Origin of the sequence: Bacillus sp. A01H (genome assembly GCF_045277205.1) — a bacterium.
In the GTDB taxonomy this organism is placed as follows: Bacteria; Bacillota; Bacilli; order Bacillales; family Bacillaceae_G; genus Bacillus_A; species Bacillus_A paranthracis.
In genome coordinates this window covers 4,088,941-4,108,665 of the sequence record NZ_CP117702.1, presented here as the reverse complement: position 1 = coordinate 4,108,665, position 19,725 = coordinate 4,088,941, and the positions used below count along the sequence as shown (strand labels likewise).

Annotated in this window: 19 protein-coding genes and 1 pseudogene; 16 read left to right on the top strand and 4 right to left on the bottom strand. The window is 35.8% G+C overall.

The genetic code is table 11. The features are described 5' to 3' along the window. Positions 1-7 precede the first annotated feature (7 nt). A complete protein-coding gene (sdaAA, locus tag PSR14_RS21680; protein WP_000489462.1) occupies positions 8-886 on the top strand; it encodes an L-serine ammonia-lyase, iron-sulfur-dependent, subunit alpha in 879 nt (292 codons plus the stop codon). Between the two features lie 50 nt (positions 887-936). On the opposite strand, the gene proI is transcribed toward sdaAA, so the two are convergent. Continuing rightward, positions 937-1,776, bottom strand: a complete 840-nt coding sequence (proI, locus tag PSR14_RS21675) for a pyrroline-5-carboxylate reductase ProI (RefSeq protein ID WP_000027266.1) — start codon at positions 1,774-1,776, stop codon at positions 937-939. A gap of 165 nt (positions 1,777-1,941) precedes the next feature. Between proI and PSR14_RS21670 the strand changes: the two genes are divergently transcribed. Continuing rightward, positions 1,942-2,895 (top strand): MBL fold metallo-hydrolase, encoded by a 954-nt coding sequence (locus PSR14_RS21670; RefSeq protein ID WP_000125138.1) that lies wholly within the window; start codon positions 1,942-1,944, stop codon positions 2,893-2,895. A 9-nt stretch (positions 2,896-2,904) separates the two neighbouring features. Next, positions 2,905-3,699 (top strand): SDR family oxidoreductase, encoded by a 795-nt coding sequence (locus PSR14_RS21665; protein WP_000147807.1) that lies wholly within the window; start codon positions 2,905-2,907, stop codon positions 3,697-3,699. Positions 3,700-3,729: 30 nt separating this feature from the next. Here PSR14_RS21665 and PSR14_RS21660 read toward each other — a convergent pair whose 3' ends face one another. Further along, positions 3,730-3,915 (bottom strand): YqzH family protein, encoded by a 186-nt coding sequence (locus PSR14_RS21660; protein WP_001003229.1) that lies wholly within the window; start codon positions 3,913-3,915, stop codon positions 3,730-3,732. Positions 3,916-4,138: 223 nt separating this feature from the next. Here PSR14_RS21660 and argC point away from each other — a divergent pair, with 223 nt between their 5' ends. From argC to PSR14_RS21600, 12 genes and pseudogenes are all read left to right on the top strand, one after another. Next, positions 4,139-5,176 (top strand): N-acetyl-gamma-glutamyl-phosphate reductase, encoded by a 1,038-nt coding sequence (argC, locus tag PSR14_RS21655; RefSeq protein ID WP_000861264.1) that lies wholly within the window; start codon positions 4,139-4,141, stop codon positions 5,174-5,176. A gap of 10 nt (positions 5,177-5,186) precedes the next feature. Then, the gene (gene argJ / locus PSR14_RS21650) at positions 5,187-6,410 is read left to right on the top strand and encodes a bifunctional glutamate N-acetyltransferase/amino-acid acetyltransferase ArgJ (RefSeq protein WP_142328669.1); all 1,224 of its coding nucleotides are present in this window, start codon (positions 5,187-5,189) and stop codon (positions 6,408-6,410) included. Positions 6,411-6,421: 11 nt separating this feature from the next. Then, the gene (gene argB / locus PSR14_RS21645) at positions 6,422-7,189 is read left to right on the top strand and encodes an acetylglutamate kinase (RefSeq protein WP_001286784.1); all 768 of its coding nucleotides are present in this window, start codon (positions 6,422-6,424) and stop codon (positions 7,187-7,189) included. Then, positions 7,186-8,346 carry an acetylornithine transaminase gene (gene argD, locus PSR14_RS21640; protein ID WP_000200513.1) on the top strand — a complete coding sequence of 387 codons (1,161 nt, stop codon included), beginning with the start codon at positions 7,186-7,188 and terminating at the stop codon, positions 8,344-8,346. The genes argB and argD overlap by 4 nt, the downstream gene beginning before the upstream one ends. Before the next feature lie 12 nt (positions 8,347-8,358). After that, the gene (gene argF / locus PSR14_RS21635) at positions 8,359-9,309 is read left to right on the top strand and encodes an ornithine carbamoyltransferase (protein ID WP_000108859.1); all 951 of its coding nucleotides are present in this window, start codon (positions 8,359-8,361) and stop codon (positions 9,307-9,309) included. A gap of 341 nt (positions 9,310-9,650) precedes the next feature. Then, positions 9,651-10,584 (top strand): annotated as a pseudogene (locus tag PSR14_RS21630) (WXG100 family type VII secretion target). Between the two features lie 16 nt (positions 10,585-10,600). Further along, positions 10,601-11,131, top strand: coding sequence for an ankyrin repeat domain-containing protein (locus PSR14_RS21625; protein WP_073540837.1), 531 nt, complete (start codon positions 10,601-10,603; stop codon positions 11,129-11,131). Continuing rightward, positions 11,128-11,448 carry a DUF2185 domain-containing protein gene (locus PSR14_RS21620; protein WP_000749724.1) on the top strand — a complete coding sequence of 107 codons (321 nt, stop codon included), beginning with the start codon at positions 11,128-11,130 and terminating at the stop codon, positions 11,446-11,448. The genes PSR14_RS21625 and PSR14_RS21620 overlap by 4 nt, the downstream gene beginning before the upstream one ends. A 455-nt stretch (positions 11,449-11,903) precedes the next feature. After that, on the top strand, positions 11,904-12,422 hold the full coding sequence (locus tag PSR14_RS21615; protein ID WP_001067166.1) for an SMI1/KNR4 family protein: 519 nt from the start codon (positions 11,904-11,906) through the stop codon (positions 12,420-12,422). Positions 12,423-13,046: 624 nt separating this feature from the next. Then, entirely contained in the window at positions 13,047-14,402 is a 1,356-nt protein-coding gene (locus PSR14_RS21610) for an RNA-guided endonuclease TnpB family protein (protein WP_000101508.1), read from the top strand. Positions 14,403-14,811: 409 nt separating this feature from the next. Then, positions 14,812-15,372 (top strand): DUF2062 domain-containing protein, encoded by a 561-nt coding sequence (locus PSR14_RS21605; protein ID WP_073540839.1) that lies wholly within the window; start codon positions 14,812-14,814, stop codon positions 15,370-15,372. A gap of 58 nt (positions 15,373-15,430) precedes the next feature. Then, positions 15,431-15,628 (top strand): hypothetical protein, encoded by a 198-nt coding sequence (locus PSR14_RS21600; protein WP_000291952.1) that lies wholly within the window; start codon positions 15,431-15,433, stop codon positions 15,626-15,628. Positions 15,629-15,652: 24 nt separating this feature from the next. Here the strand turns inward: PSR14_RS21600 and PSR14_RS21595 are convergent, their stop codons facing one another. Beyond that, entirely contained in the window at positions 15,653-16,099 is a 447-nt protein-coding gene (locus PSR14_RS21595; RefSeq protein WP_000445819.1) for a MarR family winged helix-turn-helix transcriptional regulator, read from the bottom strand. A gap of 72 nt (positions 16,100-16,171) precedes the next feature. Further along, entirely contained in the window at positions 16,172-16,951 is a 780-nt protein-coding gene (locus PSR14_RS21590; RefSeq protein WP_000755836.1) for a GDSL-type esterase/lipase family protein, read from the bottom strand. 365 nt (positions 16,952-17,316) lie between these two features. Here PSR14_RS21590 and cpdB point away from each other — a divergent pair, with 365 nt between their 5' ends. Further along, on the top strand, positions 17,317-19,701 hold the full coding sequence (gene cpdB, locus PSR14_RS21585; RefSeq protein WP_048557603.1) for a bifunctional 2',3'-cyclic-nucleotide 2'-phosphodiesterase/3'-nucleotidase: 2,385 nt from the start codon (positions 17,317-17,319) through the stop codon (positions 19,699-19,701). Positions 19,702-19,725: the final 24 nt, after the last annotated feature.

Sequence of the window (19,725 nt, the reverse complement as noted above, 5' to 3'; positions counted from 1 at the left end):
ACACACCATGTTTCGGAACGCAGCGGAACTAGTGGCGCAAGCTAAAGAACAAAATGTAAAAATCGCAGAAATTATGATTCAATGTGAAATGGAAACAAGAAGTATTTCACGTGAAGAAGTAATTGCTGGTATGGAAAAGAACTTAGTCGTGATGGAGCAAGCGGTAGAACGTGGTATTCGCGGAGTGAAATCACCAACTGGTTTAACTGGTGGAGATGCTGTAAAAGTTCAGGCGTATATGAAGAGTGGAAAAGGCTTATCTGGAGATACGATTTTGGACGCAGTGAGTAAAGCTGTTGCAACAAATGAAGTAAACGCAGCGATGGGAATTATTTGTGCAACACCAACAGCAGGGTCTGCTGGAACAGTGCCAGGTGTACTATTTGCACTAAGAGAAAAATTGCAGCCTACACGTGAAGAAATGATTGAATTCTTATTTACAGCGGGAGCTTTCGGTATGGTTGTTGCGAATAACGCTTGTATTTCTGGTGCAGCGGGAGGATGCCAAGCTGAAGTTGGTTCAGCAAGTGGAATGGCAGCTGCAGCTGCAGTTGAAATGGCTGGTGGAACACAAGACCAAGCAGCTACAGCGATGGCAATTTCATTAAAGAACATGCTTGGTTTAGTATGCGATCCTGTTGCAGGACTTGTAGAAGTACCTTGCGTAAAACGTAATGCAGCAGGAGCTGCAAATGCGATGATTTCAGCTGATTTAGCATTAGCTGGTGTAACGAGTACGATTCCATGTGATGAAGTGATTGAGGCGATGTTTAGAATCGGACAAACGATGCCAGTAGCACTTCGTGAAACAGCTGAAGGTGGACTTGCAGCAACACCGACTGGTCGCCGTCTGCAAGAAGAGATTTTTGGGAAGACGAATAACTAAAAATATATGTTTATAAAAAATGGAGCTCAAGTAAGATTGAGCTCCATTTTTTATTTTTCTTTTGTTAATTGTTCTAACGTTTCCCCAAGGTTATGTGATCGTTGCGCTGCCTGTGTAATACAGGAAATAAGCGCTTGTTGAAATTTATGTTCTTGTAATACTTCAATGCCCGCTTCGGTCGTTCCACCAGGAGAGGTAATTTCCTTTCGCAAAATAGACGGGTGTTTTTCACTTGCTTTTAGCATTTCAGCAGCACCAATCATTGTTTGGAGAATAAGTGACTTTGCAACATCTTCTTTTAAACCGATTTTTTTTGCAGCTTCTTCCATCGCTTCTACTACGTAATAAATATAAGCAGGCCCGCTTCCGGATAATGCAGTGACAGCATGCATCTCTTCTTCCTCTACAACAGAGACGAGACCGATCGTTTCAAATAAAGCTATGGCAGTTTGAATATGTTCCTTTGTTGCATGTTTTGAAGATGAGATAGCAGTAGCTGATTTTAAAATAGCTGCAGATGTATTTGGCATGGCACGAATAATCGGAACGTCTTTTTGAAGTAGATTTCTAATTGAATGAGTAGAAACACCTGCTAATAACGAAATAATAAGCAGGTTATTATGTATGTCTTCTTTAAAAGGGGTAAGCGCTTCTGCAACATCTTTTGGCTTCATTGCTAGAAAAAGAATATTTGTATTAGTAAGTAGTTCTTTTTTATTATGTGTACCTTTGACACCGTATTTGTTATGTAGCTCCTGTAACCTTGTCTCATTAGAACGATTACTTACAGTAATTTGTTCGCCTTTCACAACATTTGCATGTAACAAGCCACCAATAATCGCTTCAGCAATAGAGCCCGCACCGAGAAAGGAAATGTTTTGAATAGACATGATGTTCCTCCTTTAATTTTGGTTAGAAATTCTTATAAATGTACATACATTCGTTTTTTTCTAGGAAACACCTCTTTTTATCTGAAAATAATGACAAATATATAAGGAAGTTGTAAACTGAAGAAGTATTCATTTTTGAACCGGAAAGAGACAGGGGGGCTAAGCATGACGGCGATTCATCGAATGGAGATTCCTGTGCCATTTGCAGTTGAAACTGTGAATGTGTTTTTAGTTGAGGGGGAGACATTAACATTAATTGATACAGGGACGAATACAGAAGAGGCAAGAAATGCGTTAGAAAGTCAGTTAGGTACATTAGGATATACGATAGAAGATATTAAAACAGTAGTTATTACGCATCATCATGCGGATCATTGTGGGCTTTTAAATATATTTTCTGAGAAGACGAACATTATTGGACACCCTTGGAATGAGCCGTGGATCACGCAAAATCCAGAATTTTTAAAGCGATATCATGATTTTTTTAGAGAGACGGCTTTACAATTTGGTGTTCCAGCAGCATTTTTGAAAGACGAGGCGTTATTGACGACAAGGACACTGAAATATTCTTGTAATAGATCGTTAACGCATACTGTGAGAGAGGGAGATCGTATTGATTCAATGCCTGGTTTTACAGTAATTGAAACACCAGGTCATGCTTCCACTCATATTTCATTATATAGAGAATCTGATGGAATATTAATTGGCGGGGATGCTCTCATTAGTCATATTTCTTCGAATCCAATATTAGAACCACCATATGAAGGACAAACAGAAAGGGCACGCCCATTATTACAATACAATCAAACGTTAAAGCGTTTAAGTGAAATGAATATTTCGCGCATTTTATCAGGACATGGAGAAGATGTTCTAAATGTGAAACAACTTATTGAAACGAGATTACAAAAGCAAGAAACACGTGCATTTAAAGTGCTTGAGTTATTAAAGGAAAAACCAATGACAGCATTTGAAGTATGTGTAAAACTATTTCCGGTATTATATAAGGAACAATTGCCACTTACTATTTCAGAAACGGTTGGACAATTAGACTTTTTAGCATATAATCAACAAGTGATGATTGATGAATCTTCGCAACAATTGATTTATTATGCAAAGTAGGTGACAGCAATGACGGGACGTTTACAAAATAAAGTAATCGTCATTACAGGTGCTTCTAGTGGAATTGGAGAGCAAGTTGCAATGCAAGTTGCAGAGCAGGGAGCGACTCCAGTATTAATGGCTAGAACAGAAGAGAAATTAAAAGCGCTAGCAGACAAAATTAAAGAAACTTATAATACGCCTTGCTATTATTATGTATTAGATGTAAGTGAAGAGACGGGGATAAAATCTGTTTTTTCAAAGGTATTACAAGAAGTGGGACGTATTGATATATTAGTAAACAATGCGGGATTTGGTATTTTTAAAACGTTTGAAGATGCGTCAATGGATGAAGTGAAAGATATGTTCCAAGTAAATGTATTTGGATTAGTAGCTTGTACGAAAGCAGTTCTACCTTATATGGTGAAAAGAAACGAAGGGCATATTATTAATATTGCTTCACTTGCTGGGAAAATTGCAACGCCGAAATCAAGTGCGTATGCAGCGACGAAACATGCAGTATTAGGATTTACCAATAGTTTACGCATGGAGTTATCCAGTACGAATGTTTTCGTAACAGCGATTAATCCAGGTCCGATAGATACAAACTTTTTTGAAATAGCTGATCAATCCGGTACATATGTGAAAAATATGGGACGATACATGTTAAAACCAACATATGTAGCAGAGCAAATTGTAAAATCAATGCAAACGAAAAAGCGTGAAGTAAATTTACCGAAATGGATGGGCATTGGTCCGAAACTTTATGCATTATTCCCAGGTTTATTTGAGCGTGTTGCAGGTAAATCATTAAGTAAAAAATAGGAGATTTCCATATGGAAATCTCCTATTTTTTTATTTTCCAGTCACATAATCGTAAACGATATCCTCAACTGCCTCGTATACATCAATTTTAGTATTTGAATGAATTATTGCTTGAATATGTTTAACAAGCATTTCCTGATCCTCATTTGACATAGGACTACATTGATATTGCTGAAAACTTTTTATAATCATTTTCTCAATTAATTTTTCATTCATGTTTTCCCCGCCTGTATGTACGTATGTATTGTTTTATTGTACTTGAAGTGAAATAAAAAAACTACTATGCACTATTTTTGTATAAAAATTCGGTTGTGCATATTATTTTTCTAGTAAAATTAAGTTTTTTAAGTTTATAAAATTTATAAATATTTAATTGACTCTATAAATATACAATATTATAATCATACTTAATTTAAAGAATCGATATGAGGAGGAGCATATGAAGGTCGCGATTATTGGAGCAACTGGGTATGGAGGTATTGAATTAATTCGGTTATTAGAGCAACATCCATATTTTTCGATAGTATCTCTCCATTCTTTTTCACAAGTTGGTGAGTGTATAACAAATGTATATCCGCATTTTCAAAATGTTCTTGTTCATACGTTACAAGAAATTGATGTGGAGGAAATAGAGAAGGAAGCAGAAATTGTATTTTTAGCAACCCCAGCAGGAGTATCAGCAGAGTTAACTCCCAAATTATTAGCAGTAGGCTTAAAAGTAATTGACCTATCTGGAGACTTTCGTATGAAAGATCCTTTCATATATGAACAGTGGTATAAAAGGGCAGCTGCAAAAGAAGGAGTCCTTAGGGAAGCTGTATATGGGTTAAGTGAATGGAAAAGGTCCGAAATTCAAAAGGCAAATTTAATTGCAAATCCAGGATGTTTTGCTACAGCTGCATTATTAGCGATATTACCGTTAGTTCGTAGCGGCATAATTGAAGAAGATTCCATTATCATTGATGCGAAATCAGGAGTATCTGGAGCAGGAAAAACGCCAACAACGATGACTCACTTTCCTGAGTTATACGATAACTTGCGTATTTATAAAGTAAATGAGCATCAACACGTTCCTGAGATTGAGCAAATGCTCGCGGAATGGAATAGAAAAACGAAGCCAATCACATTTAGTACACATTTAATACCGATATCACGTGGGATTATGGTTACACTTTATGCGAAAGTAAAGCGAGAAATGGAAATAGAACAACTTCAAAAATTATATGAAGAGACGTATGAACAATCAGCTTTTGTTCGAATTCGCATGCAAGGAGAGTTTCCAAGTCCGAAAGAAGTGAGGGGCTCAAATTATTGTGATATGGGGATAGCTTACGATGAAAGAACAGGAAGCGTGACAGTCGTTTCTGTTATAGACAATATGATGAAAGGTGCGGCTGGGCAAGCGATTCAAAATGCAAATATAATAGCGGGACTAGAAGAAACAACAGGTTTACAATATATGCCGCTTTATTTATAAGGGGGACATGATGGTTAAAGTAGCGTCTATTACAAAATTAGAAAATGGTTCGATTGTAACACCAAAAGGTTTCTCGGCAATTGGCACTGCAATTGGTTTGAAAAAGGAGAAGAAGGATTTAGGGGCAATCATTTGTGATGTACCGGCATCATGTGCTGCTGTTTATACAACAAATCAAATACAAGCAGCCCCCTTGCAAGTAACGAAGGATAGTATAACGACTGAGGGGAAATTACAAGCTATTATCGTCAATAGTGGAAATGCAAATGCTTGTACAGGGATGAAAGGATTACAAGATGCATACGAGATGCGTGCATTAGGGGCGGAACATTTTGGAGTGAAAGAAAATTATGTTGCAGTAGCTTCAACAGGTGTAATTGGTGTTCCGTTGCCGATGGATATAATCCGAAAGGGAATTGCAACTCTTATCCCGGCGAAGGAAGAAAATGAAGCTCATTCTTTTTCTGAAGCAATCTTAACGACGGATCTTATAACGAAAGAAACTTGCTATGAGATGATGATTGATGGAAAGAAAGTGATGATTGCTGGTGTTGCGAAAGGTTCAGGGATGATTCATCCAAATATGGCAACGATGCTAAGTTTTATTACGACAGACGCTCATATAGAGCATGACGTATTGCAAACCGCATTATCACAAATAACGAATCATACATTTAATCAAATTACGGTGGATGGCGATACTTCTACGAATGATATGGTCATCGCTATGGCAAGTGGATTATCAGAAACGAAACCAATCGATATGGAACATGCAGATTGGGAAACTTTCATATTTGCCTTACAGAAGGTATGTGAAGATTTAGCAAAAAAAATTGCACAAGATGGTGAAGGCGCTACGAAGTTAATAGAAGTAAATGTGCTAGGAGTTCAAACGAATGAAGAGGCAAAGAAAATCGCAAAACAAATAGTCGGTTCGAGTCTTGTGAAAACAGCAATACATGGTGAAGACCCAAACTGGGGGCGAATTATTAGCAGCATTGGACAAAGTGAAGTAGCGATTAATCCAAATACAATTGATATTACTCTTCAATCTATCGTTGTGCTGAAAAATAGTGAACCTCAAATGTTTTCTGAAGAGGAAATGAAAGAGAGATTACAAGAAGATGAAATAGTCATTGATGTGTATTTACATTTAGGTGAAGAAACCGGATCAGCTTGGGGCTGTGACTTAAGTTATGAATATGTGAAAATAAACGCTTGTTATCGTACATAAGGAGAGGGAAGATGAGCGATTATATTGTAGTGAAATGCGGCGGTAGTATGTTGGATCAATTAAATGATGTGTTTTTTGATTGCATAAAGAAATTACAACAGAAGTATAAAGTAGTGATTGTTCATGGTGGTGGCCCAGAAATTGATGCCCAATTAAAAGATTGTAACATCAACGTAGAAAAAAGAGATGGATTACGGGTAACACCAAAAGAAGTTATGGATGTTGTTCAAATGGTGTTATGTGGAAGTACGAATAAAAAACTCGTAATGAATTTACAAAAGCATAATTTACGAGCGGTAGGTTGTTCAGGATGTGACGGCAATCTACTTCAAGTTCAACCTGTCAGTGAGGAGATAGGATATGTGGGAGAAGTAAGGTATGTCGAAACGGCCTTACTAAAAGGATTAATAAATATGAATTATATTCCTGTTATTGCTCCGGTCGGCATAAATGATAATGAGATTTATAACATAAATGCGGATACCGCTGCAGCTGGGATTGCGGCCGCATTATCTGCAAAAGAACTCATTTTTATTACAGATGTAGATGGGGTATTGCATGAAGGAAAGTTAGTAAAGAAAACCGACGAATTTGAGATTGTTAATTTTATAGAAAACGGTGTTATTACCGGTGGGATGATTCCGAAAGTACAGGCAGCACTAGCATCATTAAAAATGGGAGTGCAAAAGATTAGTATCGTAAATGGGATGAAGGATTTTACCGAGGTTACAGGTGAGTGTATCGGAACGACGGTAACGAGGGGTGTGAGTATTGCATGACAAGTCATCTTTTTCAAACGTATGGGAGAAGAAAGATTGAGTTTGTAAAGGGAAAAGGAACGAAAGTCATTGATAATAACAGTAAGCAATATTTAGATTTTACATCAGGAATTGGTGTATGTAATTTAGGACATTGTCATCCTACTGTTATGAAAGCTGTACAAGAGCAACTGCATGAAATATGGCATATATCTAACCTGTTTACAAACAGCTTACAAGAAGAAGTGGCGTCATTATTAACAGAAAACATAGCATTAGATTATGTGTTCTTCTGTAATAGCGGGGCAGAGGCGAATGAAGCTGCTTTGAAGCTAGCCCGTAAGCATACTGAAAAATCTCTCGTCGTAACATGCGAGCAATCTTTTCACGGTAGAACATTCGGAACGATGAGTGCGACGGGACAAAATAAAGTGAAAGAAGGATTTGGTCCGCTCCTTCCCTCTTTTTTACATACACCTTTTAACGATATAAAGGCATTAGAGGAAGTAATGAATGAAGAAGTTGCGGCAGTAATGATAGAAGTTGTTCAAGGAGAGGGAGGAGTCATACCTGCTGATCTATCTTTTTTGAAAGCGATTGAAGCATTATGTAAGAAGTTCGGGTCCTTATTTATTATAGACGAAGTCCAAACAGGAATCGGAAGAACAGGGACATTATTTGCTTACGAACAAATGGGAATAACACCTCATATCGTTACTACTGCTAAGGCGCTTGGAAACGGGATTCCTGTCGGAGCGATGATTGGTAGGAAAGAACTTGGAATATCGTTTCCTGCAGGATCACATGGTTCAACGTTTGGGGGAAATTATGTTGCAATGGCTGCGGCGAAAGAAGTATTGCAAATAATTAAAAGATCATCGTTTTTAAAAGAAGTAAAGGAAAAGGGCGAGTACGTATTACAGAAGTTGCAAGAGGAATTACGACATGTCGAATGTATCCAAAATATACGTGGTAAAGGGCTTATGATTGGAATTGAATGTACGCATGAAGTTGCAAGTTTTATAGAACAACTAGAAAAACAGGGACTTCTCGTATTACAAGCAGGACCTAATGTTATAAGACTATTACCGCCACTCATTGTAACGAATGAAGAGTTAAAACAGGCAGTATATATGATAAAAAAAGTAGTTTGTACAAAAAACGTATCAATTATATAAGGGGGAATTTTCATGTCAACTGTACAAGTACCGAAATTAAATACGAAAGACCTTTTAACACTAGAAGAATTAACGAAAGAAGAAATTATTTCTTTAATTGAGTTCGCAATATATTTAAAAAAGAATAAGCAAGAGCCTTTGCTGCAAGGCAAAATATTAGGTCTTATCTTTGATAAACATTCAACTCGTACTCGTGTATCTTTTGAAGCAGGAATGGTACAGCTCGGGGGACATGGTATGTTTTTAAGTGGAAAAGAGATGCAAATGGGAAGAGGAGAAACCGTTTCAGATACTGCGAAAGTATTATCACAGTATATTGACGGGATTATGATACGTACATTCTCACATGCGGATGTAGAAGAGCTTGCAAAAGAATCGAGCATACCTGTTATTAACGGATTAACGGATGACCATCATCCTTGTCAAGCATTGGCAGACCTAATGACAATATATGAAGAAACAAATACATTTAAAGGAATAAAATTGGCTTACGTAGGTGACGGAAATAATGTATGTCATTCATTGTTGTTAGCGAGTGCAAAAGTTGGAATGCATATGACTGTTGCAACACCTATAGGGTATGAACCGAATGAAGAGATTGTAAAAAAAGCGTTAGCGATTGCCAAGGAAACAGGAGCTGAAATTGAAATTTTGCATAACCCTGAACTAGCGGTGAATGAAGCAGATTTCATTTATACTGACGTTTGGATGAGCATGGGGCAAGAGGGCGAAGAAGAGAAATATACGTTGTTTCAACCATACCAAATTAATAACGAACTTGTTAAGCATGCGAAGCAAACATATCGCTTCTTACACTGTTTACCTGCCCATCGTGAAGAAGAAGTAACAGGCGAGATTATAGATGGATCACAGTCTATCGTATTTGAGCAAGCTGGTAATCGATTGCATGCGCAAAAAGCATTATTAGTAAGTTTATTTAAAAATGTAGAAGAGCTTTCCTAAAGGATGTATACCCCAGTTGCTAGATACGAATAAAAACTGGGGTGTTTTTTATGGTTAAATTCTTTTTAGAAGAGAAAGTAAATACGGTAAAAAGATATTACTTTGAGTATATACTGAATGTACTTAATTACATGGATAGAGGGAGGATATCTATTAGAGAAACAGCTACTAAATTTTTCATTTGTGCCTAGTTTACCAGGAAGGCCTTTTACTTCACATACACTTCGTTTGCCGTTAAGCAGGTTTTATGTAACATGAATATTTTTAAATATTCTGAAATTTCTATATTTACATTTTTTTCTTTTTGTCTCATAATTTTAATGGGGAGAGGGAGGGAAAAAATGGTTCAAATTAAAGTAACACCTGAAATGCTAGAAGAAGTTGCGAATCGTGCAAGTAATACCCGAATCGCATTAGAATCTATACATAATAATTTATGTAATGAAATAGATCAGTTGTGTTTTCAGTGGATTGGTGCCTCTAATCAACAGTTCATTCAACTGTTCAATGATGCGAGACCAAAAGCTTTTGCATCTATTCATTCACTTGTAAAAGTAGAGGAAGATTTGAAAAGAATTGCTGAAAAATTCCGCAATACAGATAATCAAAATGTTACAATGGAACAAGGAGCGATGTGTGGACCACTATCGTCAGAAAAAGAGGATTTTGATGGTGAAAAACTTGCTAGGGATATAGTAGGTGAAATAAGTGGTGAGTATGATATTCGTCGTGCTTGGGATGGGATTGATCCATCTACTGGCGAAAAACTATCTACTTTGGATAGAGTATTTGCTGGAGGAATGGCAGTAGCAGGGCTTACACCCTTTGGAAAGATAGCTAAAGTAGGTAAAGGAGTTAAAATGAGCTAAGGCTGCTGAGGCTGTGAATAAAGCTAAAAAAGTACCTGTGGAGAAAGTCAATGGAGTTAAGGATACTGTAAAAGCTACAGAGGATAGTATCGTTACTAAAAAACCATATAGTAAAAGCAGGCCTAGTTATGGAAAAGGTCAGGTTGAAGAAGTGTGGGAAAATGCGAAAGATTCTATCGATGGGAAAGTTTATGATCCATCAGGTGTAGAAATAATTTGGGATAAATCTAAAACAAGAAGTGGTCAATGGGATATGGGGCATATACCAGGAGAGAAATATTCTGATATGCATGAATTGTATATGAATGAGATTATTACAAAAGAAGAGTTCTTAAAGTGGTATAGAAACCCTGAAAACTATCGACCGGAATTGCCAAGTACTAACCGAAGTCATAAGTATGAATGAGAGGGTGATAGTATAAATGGATATTAATAAAGCTGATTATGGGACTATTATAAAATTCGGGAATCTTAAATTATTTTTAGAGAAGCTAAAAATTGAGGGAAACTGTATTGAAGAGATTGTAGATTCAATTGATAAAAATGGTATTAGTTTACTTGAAAAATCATTAATTAGTAGAAAGTTTGATATAGCAAACTTTCTATTGGATAATGGTGCAAAGGTTAATATAATTTCTAATGATGGCTGTAATGAGTTTCACTATTTAGCAGCAAATATTAATTGTCAAGGTGCGGTTGAAGTAGCTTGTAGGCTGGTTGATATGGGGGTAGATTTGAATTTAAAAGATAAAAAATTTGGTAATTCTGCAATATGGTCTTTATGTCAAGAAGTATTAAAAAAAAGAACAAAGGAGGGAAATGATTTAATAGTAAAATGTTTGGGAAAACGACCGAATATTAATGATGAAAATAAATATGGATATTCATTAAGAGATTTAATTGAAGAACGTGGAACAGATGATATGAAAAAAGTTTTGGAGATGATTGTTTGAAAAAGAGTAGTGGATTAGGTGGTAGCGTTGTATCTAAGAATATTTTACAAAATAAAGGGAATGTGAAATGGTGTATTAAAGAACAACCAGTTAATGCTATCGATAATGGATGGAGATTTTTGTCGGAAATAGATACAGATGAATATCTTGCTGATGCATCAAATATGTCAGTTTGTGATTGGGGAACTATTATTGAAATAGAACCAGCGGTAATGAATATTTTTAATATGCCAATTGGCACAGATATTACTTTACTAAATGAAAATAATAAAAAGTATTTTGTTTATACTGATTCGGGAGAAAAAGTAGATTTTTAAGAAGGTATTTTAGTGATTAGTACAGCTATATATCTACTAGCATAAAACTTTATGCATATAAGTATATATTTTAAGAAAATAAAAGAATCAATAATCTATACTATGGAATTGGGTAAAATTCTATTGAAACCTTGATTGGCTATATGTCTTTCAAGGTTTTTTAGTAATCTAAAAAGTTTCACATAAAAACTTATGATTTTAAATTAATATTCAAATATGACGACAATGCATTGGGAAATATGTATTTCAAGGTGTTGCATAAGAATTACCTCCCCCCCATTAGTCGATAGTTGGTATATTATTAAAAAACTCTAAACTTATTAAGTAAGAGAGGATAACGAATTAAATGATTAAGCCTTTATATGCAGAAAATATTATAGTGGGTGTAGAATATAAAAATATGTTCAATTGGTTATAAACCTACAAAATTTAAGTTTGTAGAGGAGGAGTAGACGATGAATAATTGGAAAGATAAGATAGCTACAATGATTTTAGTGAAGCAGGAGCTAATGAAACAAGATGTAGAAAAAATATGGCCAAACCATTTTCCGGAGGTGGGAGCAAATGAAAAATCTATTCGCATTATTGAACAAGAATTGGGATATAAACTTGATTTAATGTATAGAGAATTTCTTCAATATGCCAATGGATGGGCAGGTTTTTATCAAACGGTGGATTTATTTGGTACGGAGCAATTAAAGGAATCAGCTATAATGGATTATGCTCAGGTACTATTAGAAGCTATAGATGATGTTGTTTTAGAAGAAAGCGGTGTTTTAAGGCCGGAGCTATTACCAATAGCAGTTTCGGAATTTGATAGGGATTTATTTGTTTTATGTTTACCTAATTCTTCTAGACCAGGAGAGATAATTTGGTTTGCGGGTGAAGAAATAGATAGATTTGAGAATTTTGACGAGTACTTTTTAGCAATGATCGACTATAATAGAGAAGAGATATTAGCTTTAAAGGGGTAGTTTATACAGTCATGTTTTTTAAGTGTCTGTTACTGTACAGCTATAAAAACATAAATACTAATACAGCTAAAGCAAAATATATTTGAAGTGAACAGAAAAGAAAATGGATATTAATTGTTAAGATATACAAGTTTTAAGGTTAAGATAAAATCTAGTGCAACTTAAAAACAATATGAACTGAAAGTACTTGATTGTCGATTAAAGGCAACAAGTGCTTTTTTCGTCTTGATATAAAAATAAATGAAATGGGACAAACATTAGGAGAATAAATAAGAACAAAGCTGCTCAACTTGAACTGTACCGCAATTGTTAGACACGAATAACAATTTGAGGTGCACTTTTTTATCTCTTCCGGCAAGAAGACTCCATCTGATTTGTGTTACGGGTGAAACCCAATAATTCAGGTGGAGATGAATTGCCGTCAGTAGGTAGGCTGAACGCTTTTGTTTCGTTCATAACAATTTTTGAGGGCGAATGTTTGTTTCTTTTTGTCCTACAATATTATGTAGATAAGAAGGGAATAGATTGTAAGGCAACGAAATTAGATAATGATTATCATTCAGCTACTTAAGCCAAAAGTAATGAATACGCTTAATGAACTTTCTAAGAAAGGTGGTGAAAACAATGGCTAGAAAGAAGGTAGTGAAAGTATTACGGAAACAAAAGAAAAGAGAAACCATGCAACGGTTCACGCAGAAACAGAATATCGGACGAGCTTGCCTTACTGCAAAAGAATTTCGTTTACTTCAGCGCATGGCGCATAGTTCAAAAGCACTGCGAAATGTTGGGTTGTACACGATAAAACAAAGTTATTTGAACGATAATAAAATGGCTACTGTAAAAGAAGTGGACAATGCCATGCAGGCTGATATGAACTACTCGGGCGTTCAATCAAACTCTGTTCAAGCGATTCGTAGAGCCTTATTTACAGAAATGAAGAGCTTTTTTAAAGCGTTGGAACAGTGGAAGAAACATCCTGATAAGTTCACAGGTCGTCCGAAGTTTCCGAATTATTCTCGTTCCACTGACAAACGAATCATTGAAATCTATCAAGTGCCAAAAGTGGATGAGAACGGATATTGGATGGTTCCGATGAATGTTGCATTTAGAAAAAAATTCGGTTCCATTAAAATACGTATGCCAAAAAACTTAAGAAATAAAAACATCTCCTACATTGAGATTGTACCAAAGCAAAAAGGTCGGTTCTTTGAGGTGCATTATACATATGAAATGCACGTCTCTCAAGTGAAGAAACAACCCACGACTACGAGTAACGCTTTGAGTTGCGATTTAGGTGTAGATAGATTAGTAAGTTGCGTAACCAATACAGGTTATGCCTTCTTAATTGATGGAAAAAAACTAAAATCCATTAACCAGTACTTCAACAAAACGATACGTAATCTACAACTGAAAAATATGGAAAACGGGCTTTCTAAACGTCTTGTAACGAATAAAATTGCTGCACTTTGGCATAAACGAGAAAGACAAATAAACGGTTACATTGCACAAACAGTAGGCCTATTGTTCAAAAAAGTGAAAGAATTCGATATAGATACGATTGTTGTAGGGTATAACGCTGGTTGGAAACAAAAATCTCATATGGGGAAAAAGAATAATCAAACATTTGTGCAAATCCCATTTGAGAAATTGATGGCAGCAATTGAGAATAAATGCATAAAAGAAGGCATCCGCTTTTTCAAACAAGAAGAAAGCTATACTTCAAAAGCTAGTTTTCTTGATAAGGATCCGGTTCCAGTTTGGTCTAAGGATGATAAGACGCAGTATCGCTTTAGTGGCAAACGAATTACGCGTGGTTTGTACCAAAGTAAAGCAGGAACATGTATCCATGCTGATATTAATGGTGCGCTGAATACATTGAAAAAATCAAAAATTGTAGAACTGGATGACAATCTGAAAGTGAAAACGCCGATTCTATTAGAAGTGCAAAAACGTAAGGCTATTGCTTCGCGCATAGCCTAGTGGGTGCGTCAACCATCCATGTGTACGCGACTTGTCGGGGCTTGTAGCACACGCTGGATTCATCCCAGTGGTGGCTTCTTCCATAAGGGAGAACGGCTCTTTTTCGAAAGGGTGGTGCAAGTGGGAAAACAATCGTTTGTTGTCAGTACCAACCAAAAACATACTTGGGGTGTTACCTTAGGGTAGCATGAATGCTAGAGCGTCAAACTGTCTAGCGATAGACGAAAAGACCTAGCGTTCGAACTCAAGCCCCCACTGAAAGGTTTTATCTCAGTGGGGGTGGTTGACAGTGAAATGTCATATGTATATTTAGTTAACTATTTCGATATCATCTATAATAAAAGAGGAAATGAAATTTGTTTTTCGGGGTGTGTAAGGGCATACTAGGTATAAAAATATAGTTAAAGAGATGATGAGAGTGAAAACAACTAAGAAAACATATTCGTTTTTTCAGCGGATGTGGAGAATATTAAAGTTTCAATATTATAAGTTGCTTCGATCACCAGAAGGAGCGAAGAAAGTATCGTTAGGTTTTGCGATTGGTTTTGGTTTAGAGATGTTGGTTATATATACAGCATCGCTCGTCTATTTAATATTTTATCCAATCGTCAGGTTAGCAAAGGGATCTTTTCCTGCCGCGGTGATTGGCAATATTATTGGAAAAATATCGTTTCTCCCAGTAGTTTTATTTCCGCTTGCGTATGCGCTAGGGAAAATGATTTATCCATTTCATGTGCAAAAAATACATCATGAACCCTTTACAATATCGGACTTGTTTTCAAGTCACATTTTTACGATATTAAAGAGCTTATTACAGAGTGAAGTGTATGTATTAATTGGAATGACGATTTTAGGGGTTGTGTTTGGTGTAGTTTCATATTTCGTTGTGCATTATTTATATGAAAAGAACCGTAAGTTACGTTTGAAGAACAGAAAGAAAAGAGCGAGAGAACCACTCATGCAAATATAAAGAGTGTCACACTCATTTTCTCCTTTGAATATGTTTAAGAAAAAGGAGGAGAGAATGAATGTATTATTATTACGTACCGCAAGTATATCCATATGTAAATTATTATCCGGTTTATGATACGAGTAGGCAATATGAATTATATCGACAACAACAACTACCGCAAATACCATCGCAACAACCTACGCAAGATCAAAAACCATATTTAACGACATGGCCATATTCAAATGTATACTATGGCAATTATTACGAATCATAAAGCTGCTTCTATTTAGAAGCAGCTTTATACGTTTGTTTTCAAAATTAAATTTTGAATGGTTTGAAGAGAGTGAATGAGTTTTTCACGTTCTTCCTCAGATAACGTTTGGAAATTTTCTTTTAATTTGTCTAAAATGAATTGTTGATACTGATTTACTAACAATTTCCCTTCAGCTGTCAGGGAAATTAAAATGACCCGTCGATCTTTTTCGCTATAATGACGCTCTATTAGTTCTTCTTGGATCAGTTTGTTTAATAGAGGTGTCATGTTAGGCCGTGAAATCGCTAGCCGCTTGCCGATTTCGGAAACTGCTAATGTGCCATTTTCATGCAGAAGCAGTAATACTTGTGTATGTGATGGCGGCATATGTCTTTGAGAAGAAAATTCTCCAGGAAGCATAAATTTGCGATAAAAAAGAGGCACTAGCGAAAGAAGATGATCAACAATACGTTCCCACTCGCGTGATTCCATATAAAGGCCCCCTTCCACTCTCATTGTAACAAAAAAGACATGTTATAAAAATAGAATTGTTTCATGCGAATTTTAATATTTGTAGGCCAACACTTTTTTTGTAAAGGAATCGGCAATAATCGAATAGCCTTTATCATTTGGGTGTACTTGGTCAAAGAGTAAATCTTTCTTATCATTCGATATTAATTTGCGAATTGGTAAAACGATAGATGGTTGATTTGCTTTTGCAATGGAATAAACGGATTCATTCCATCCGTCTAAAAACATATCTGCATAACTTGCGATGGAGTCATCGAGTTGTAACGGGTTATAGAGTTCAGAAAGAATGAGTAAAGCATCCGGATTTTGATCTCGGACTGTCTTTACAATATTTTTTACATCCGCTTCAAAATGAGCTTTTTCTTTATTTAACATTTTAATACCGTCTATAACACCGACATCACGATTTAAGCGAAATAAATTATTTCCCCCAATGTTAATTGTAATAATATTGGCTGCTCTAATTTTTTGCTTTACATCTTCTGATTCAACCTTTTTAGCGAGACGATCTGTTGTAAGACCGTTTATCCCAAGGTTTTCTACAGTAATTGGTTTATGAATTTGTGCTTCTATTTGTTTAGAGGCTAATTCAGCAAATCCACCTTGTGTCGATCCATATCCTTTGGCGAGCGAATCACCTAGTACGAGATGATAAAAGGAATCGTTTGTTTGCTTATCAATCCAACTTGGAGTAGATGTTTTTTCTGTTTTTTCTTCGGGTTCATTTTGTTTTGTCTCATCGTTCTTTTCAAAATAAGAATAAGAAATGATTAGAAGGAGGAGACAAACAATTGTTAAGATGACTTTTTTCATAATTCATCCTCCTTGTAATTGGTAATTGTATCATATTCAGCAGTATTAACAATGTAAGGGCATATTATATGTTTATGAAAAGTTTACAATAACTTTACAGAAAATTTGTAGAAGTATGTCAAAAAATATTGACGATATGAAAGTACATTATATATGATAATGTCAGATAAGGTGAAATTCTACATAGTGGGAGCTTTATCTCCCGTTAATTGCTAGTCTCCATTAATGGATCGTTTAAGGAGACTACTCGTTAGCGTAGGGTGAAATGAAAATCGTGTATCTACTAGAAGAAAAAAGGTATGTGGTTAGAGAATGCTAGAAATTCATTTCATTATTCTTTGGTAATTGTATAAGGGGGATTTTTTGTGAAAAAGTCAAAAAAAATGCTAGCTGGAGCAACTCTTGCTATTGGTGTTATAGCGCCGCAAGTATTGCCAGCAACAGCTCATGCGGATGAGCAAACTGGGGAGAGTACGGTTAACTTACGAATTCTAGAAACATCAGATATTCACGTTAACTTAATGAATTACGATTATTATCAAACGAAAACCGATAATAAAGTAGGTCTCGTGCAAACTGCAACACTTGTGAATAAAGCGCGTGAAGAAGCGAAGAACTCTGTCCTGTTTGATGATGGGGATGCATTACAAGGGACACCGCTTGGAGATTATGTAGCGAATAAAATAAATGATCCGAAGAAGCCTGTGGATCCTAGTTATACGCACCCATTATATCGTTTAATGAATTTAATGAAGTATGACGTCATCTCTCTTGGGAATCATGAATTTAACTACGGTTTAGATTATTTAAACAAAGTAATTAGTAAAACAGAATTCCCGGTTATTAACTCGAACGTCTATAAAGATGATAAAGATAATAATGAAGAGAATGATCAAAATTACTTTAAACCATATCATGTTTTTGAAAAAGAAGTAGAAGATGAATCAGGTCAAAAACAAAAAGTGAAAATTGGCGTAATGGGATTTGTTCCACCTCAAGTTATGAACTGGGATAAAGCAAATCTAGAAGGAAAAGTGAAAGCAAAAGATATAGTTGAAACAGCGAAAAAAATGGTGCCAAAAATGAAAGCAGAAGGTGCCGATGTTATCGTTGCACTAGCGCATTCAGGTGTTGATAAGAGTGGTTACAACGTTGGCATGGAAAACGCATCGTATTATTTAACAGAAGTTCCTGGTGTAGATGCGGTATTAATGGGACATTCACATACTGAAGTGAAGGACGTATTTAATGGTGTTCCAGTTGTAATGCCTGGTGTCTTTGGAAGTAACTTAGGTATTATAGATATGCAATTGAAAAAAGTAAATGGAAAATGGGAAGTACAAAAAGAGCAATCGAAGCCACAACTTCGTCCGATTGCTGATAGTAAAGGAAACCCACTCGTACAATCTGATCAAAATTTAGTTAATGAAATTAAAGATGATCACCAAGCGACAATTGATTATGTGAATACTGCTGTAGGAAAAACGACAGCGCCAATTAATAGTTATTTCTCATTAGTACAAGATGATCCTTCTGTACAACTTGTGACAAATGCACAAAAATGGTATGTAGAAAAGTTATTTGCTGAAAATGGACAGTACAGCAAATATAAAGGAATTCCAGTTTTATCTGCAGGAGCACCATTTAAAGCGGGTGGCCGAAACGGTGCTACATATTATACGGATATTCCAGCTGGAACGTTAGCGATTAAAAACGTGGCAGATTTATATGTATATCCAAATACGTTATATGCTGTAAAAGTAAATGGGGCACAAGTAAAAGAATGGCTTGAAATGTCTGCAGGTCAGTTTAATCAAATTGATCCAAAGAAAACAGAAGAACAGCCATTAGTAAATATCGGATACCCTACATATAACTTTGATATTTTAGATGGCTTAAAATACGAAATTGATGTAACACAACCAGCGAAATACGATAAAGATGGAAAAGTTATAAATGCTAATACGAATCGTATTATAAATATGACATATGAAGGTAAGCCAGTAGCTGACAATCAAGAGTTTATCGTCGCTACAAATAACTATCGTGGAAGTAGCCAAACGTTCCCGGGTGTAAGCAAAGGGGAGGTTGTATACCAATCACAAGATGAAACGCGTCAAATCATTGTGAAGTATATGCAAGAAACGCCAGTTATTGATCCAGCAGCAGATAAAAATTGGACGTTTAAACCGATTGTTGCCGATAAATTACATACAACATTCGATTCTTCACCAAATGCACAAAAGTATATAAAGAAAGATGGAAAAATATCATATGTTGGACCATCTGAAAATGAATTTGCTAAATATGCAATTGATATAACGAAGAAGAACGATGATGATAAAGAAACTGGTGGAGAGAATCCAACAACACCGCCAACAGGTGAAGGAAATAATGGAGAAAATCCAACGACACCACCAACAAGTGAAGGAAATAATGGAGAAAATCCAACGACACCACCAACAGGTGAAGGAAATAATGGAGAAAATCCAACGACACCACCAACAGGTGAAGGAAATAATGGAGAAAATCCAACGACACCACCAACAGATGAAGGTAATAATACAGGATCTGGACAAACTACAACGGATAATCAAAACGTAAAAGAAACAACAACTGTAAGTGAAAAGAAAGAAGAACGTGATTTACCGAAAACAGGTACAAGTGTTGTTTCTACAATTGGAGCAGGTTTGGCGTTTGTTGGAGCAGGATTCCTTCTGTTATTTAGAAGAAAGAAAGCAAATAGATAGTGGAGAAATATAAAAAGGATTACC

Coding starts and splice junctions, on each gene's coding strand:
- sdaAA (WP_000489462.1), top strand. CDS start 8: ATGTTTCGGAACGCAGCGGAACTAGTGGCGCAAGCTAAAGAACAAAAT.
- proI (WP_000027266.1), bottom strand. CDS start 1,776: ATGTCTATTCAAAACATTTCCTTTCTCGGTGCGGGCTCTATTGCTGAA.
- PSR14_RS21670 (WP_000125138.1), top strand. CDS start 1,942: ATGACGGCGATTCATCGAATGGAGATTCCTGTGCCATTTGCAGTTGAA.
- PSR14_RS21665 (WP_000147807.1), top strand. CDS start 2,905: ATGACGGGACGTTTACAAAATAAAGTAATCGTCATTACAGGTGCTTCT.
- PSR14_RS21660 (WP_001003229.1), bottom strand. CDS start 3,915: ATGAATGAAAAATTAATTGAGAAAATGATTATAAAAAGTTTTCAGCAA.
- argC (WP_000861264.1), top strand. CDS start 4,139: ATGAAGGTCGCGATTATTGGAGCAACTGGGTATGGAGGTATTGAATTA.
- argJ (WP_142328669.1), top strand. CDS start 5,187: ATGGTTAAAGTAGCGTCTATTACAAAATTAGAAAATGGTTCGATTGTA.
- argB (WP_001286784.1), top strand. CDS start 6,422: ATGAGCGATTATATTGTAGTGAAATGCGGCGGTAGTATGTTGGATCAA.
- argD (WP_000200513.1), top strand. CDS start 7,186: ATGACAAGTCATCTTTTTCAAACGTATGGGAGAAGAAAGATTGAGTTT.
- argF (WP_000108859.1), top strand. CDS start 8,359: ATGTCAACTGTACAAGTACCGAAATTAAATACGAAAGACCTTTTAACA.
- PSR14_RS21625 (WP_073540837.1), top strand. CDS start 10,601: ATGGATATTAATAAAGCTGATTATGGGACTATTATAAAATTCGGGAAT.
- PSR14_RS21615 (WP_001067166.1), top strand. CDS start 11,904: ATGAATAATTGGAAAGATAAGATAGCTACAATGATTTTAGTGAAGCAG.
- PSR14_RS21610 (WP_000101508.1), top strand. CDS start 13,047: ATGGCTAGAAAGAAGGTAGTGAAAGTATTACGGAAACAAAAGAAAAGA.
- PSR14_RS21605 (WP_073540839.1), top strand. CDS start 14,812: ATGATGAGAGTGAAAACAACTAAGAAAACATATTCGTTTTTTCAGCGG.
- PSR14_RS21600 (WP_000291952.1), top strand. CDS start 15,431: ATGTATTATTATTACGTACCGCAAGTATATCCATATGTAAATTATTAT.
- PSR14_RS21595 (WP_000445819.1), bottom strand. CDS start 16,099: ATGGAATCACGCGAGTGGGAACGTATTGTTGATCATCTTCTTTCGCTA.
- PSR14_RS21590 (WP_000755836.1), bottom strand. CDS start 16,951: ATGAAAAAAGTCATCTTAACAATTGTTTGTCTCCTCCTTCTAATCATT.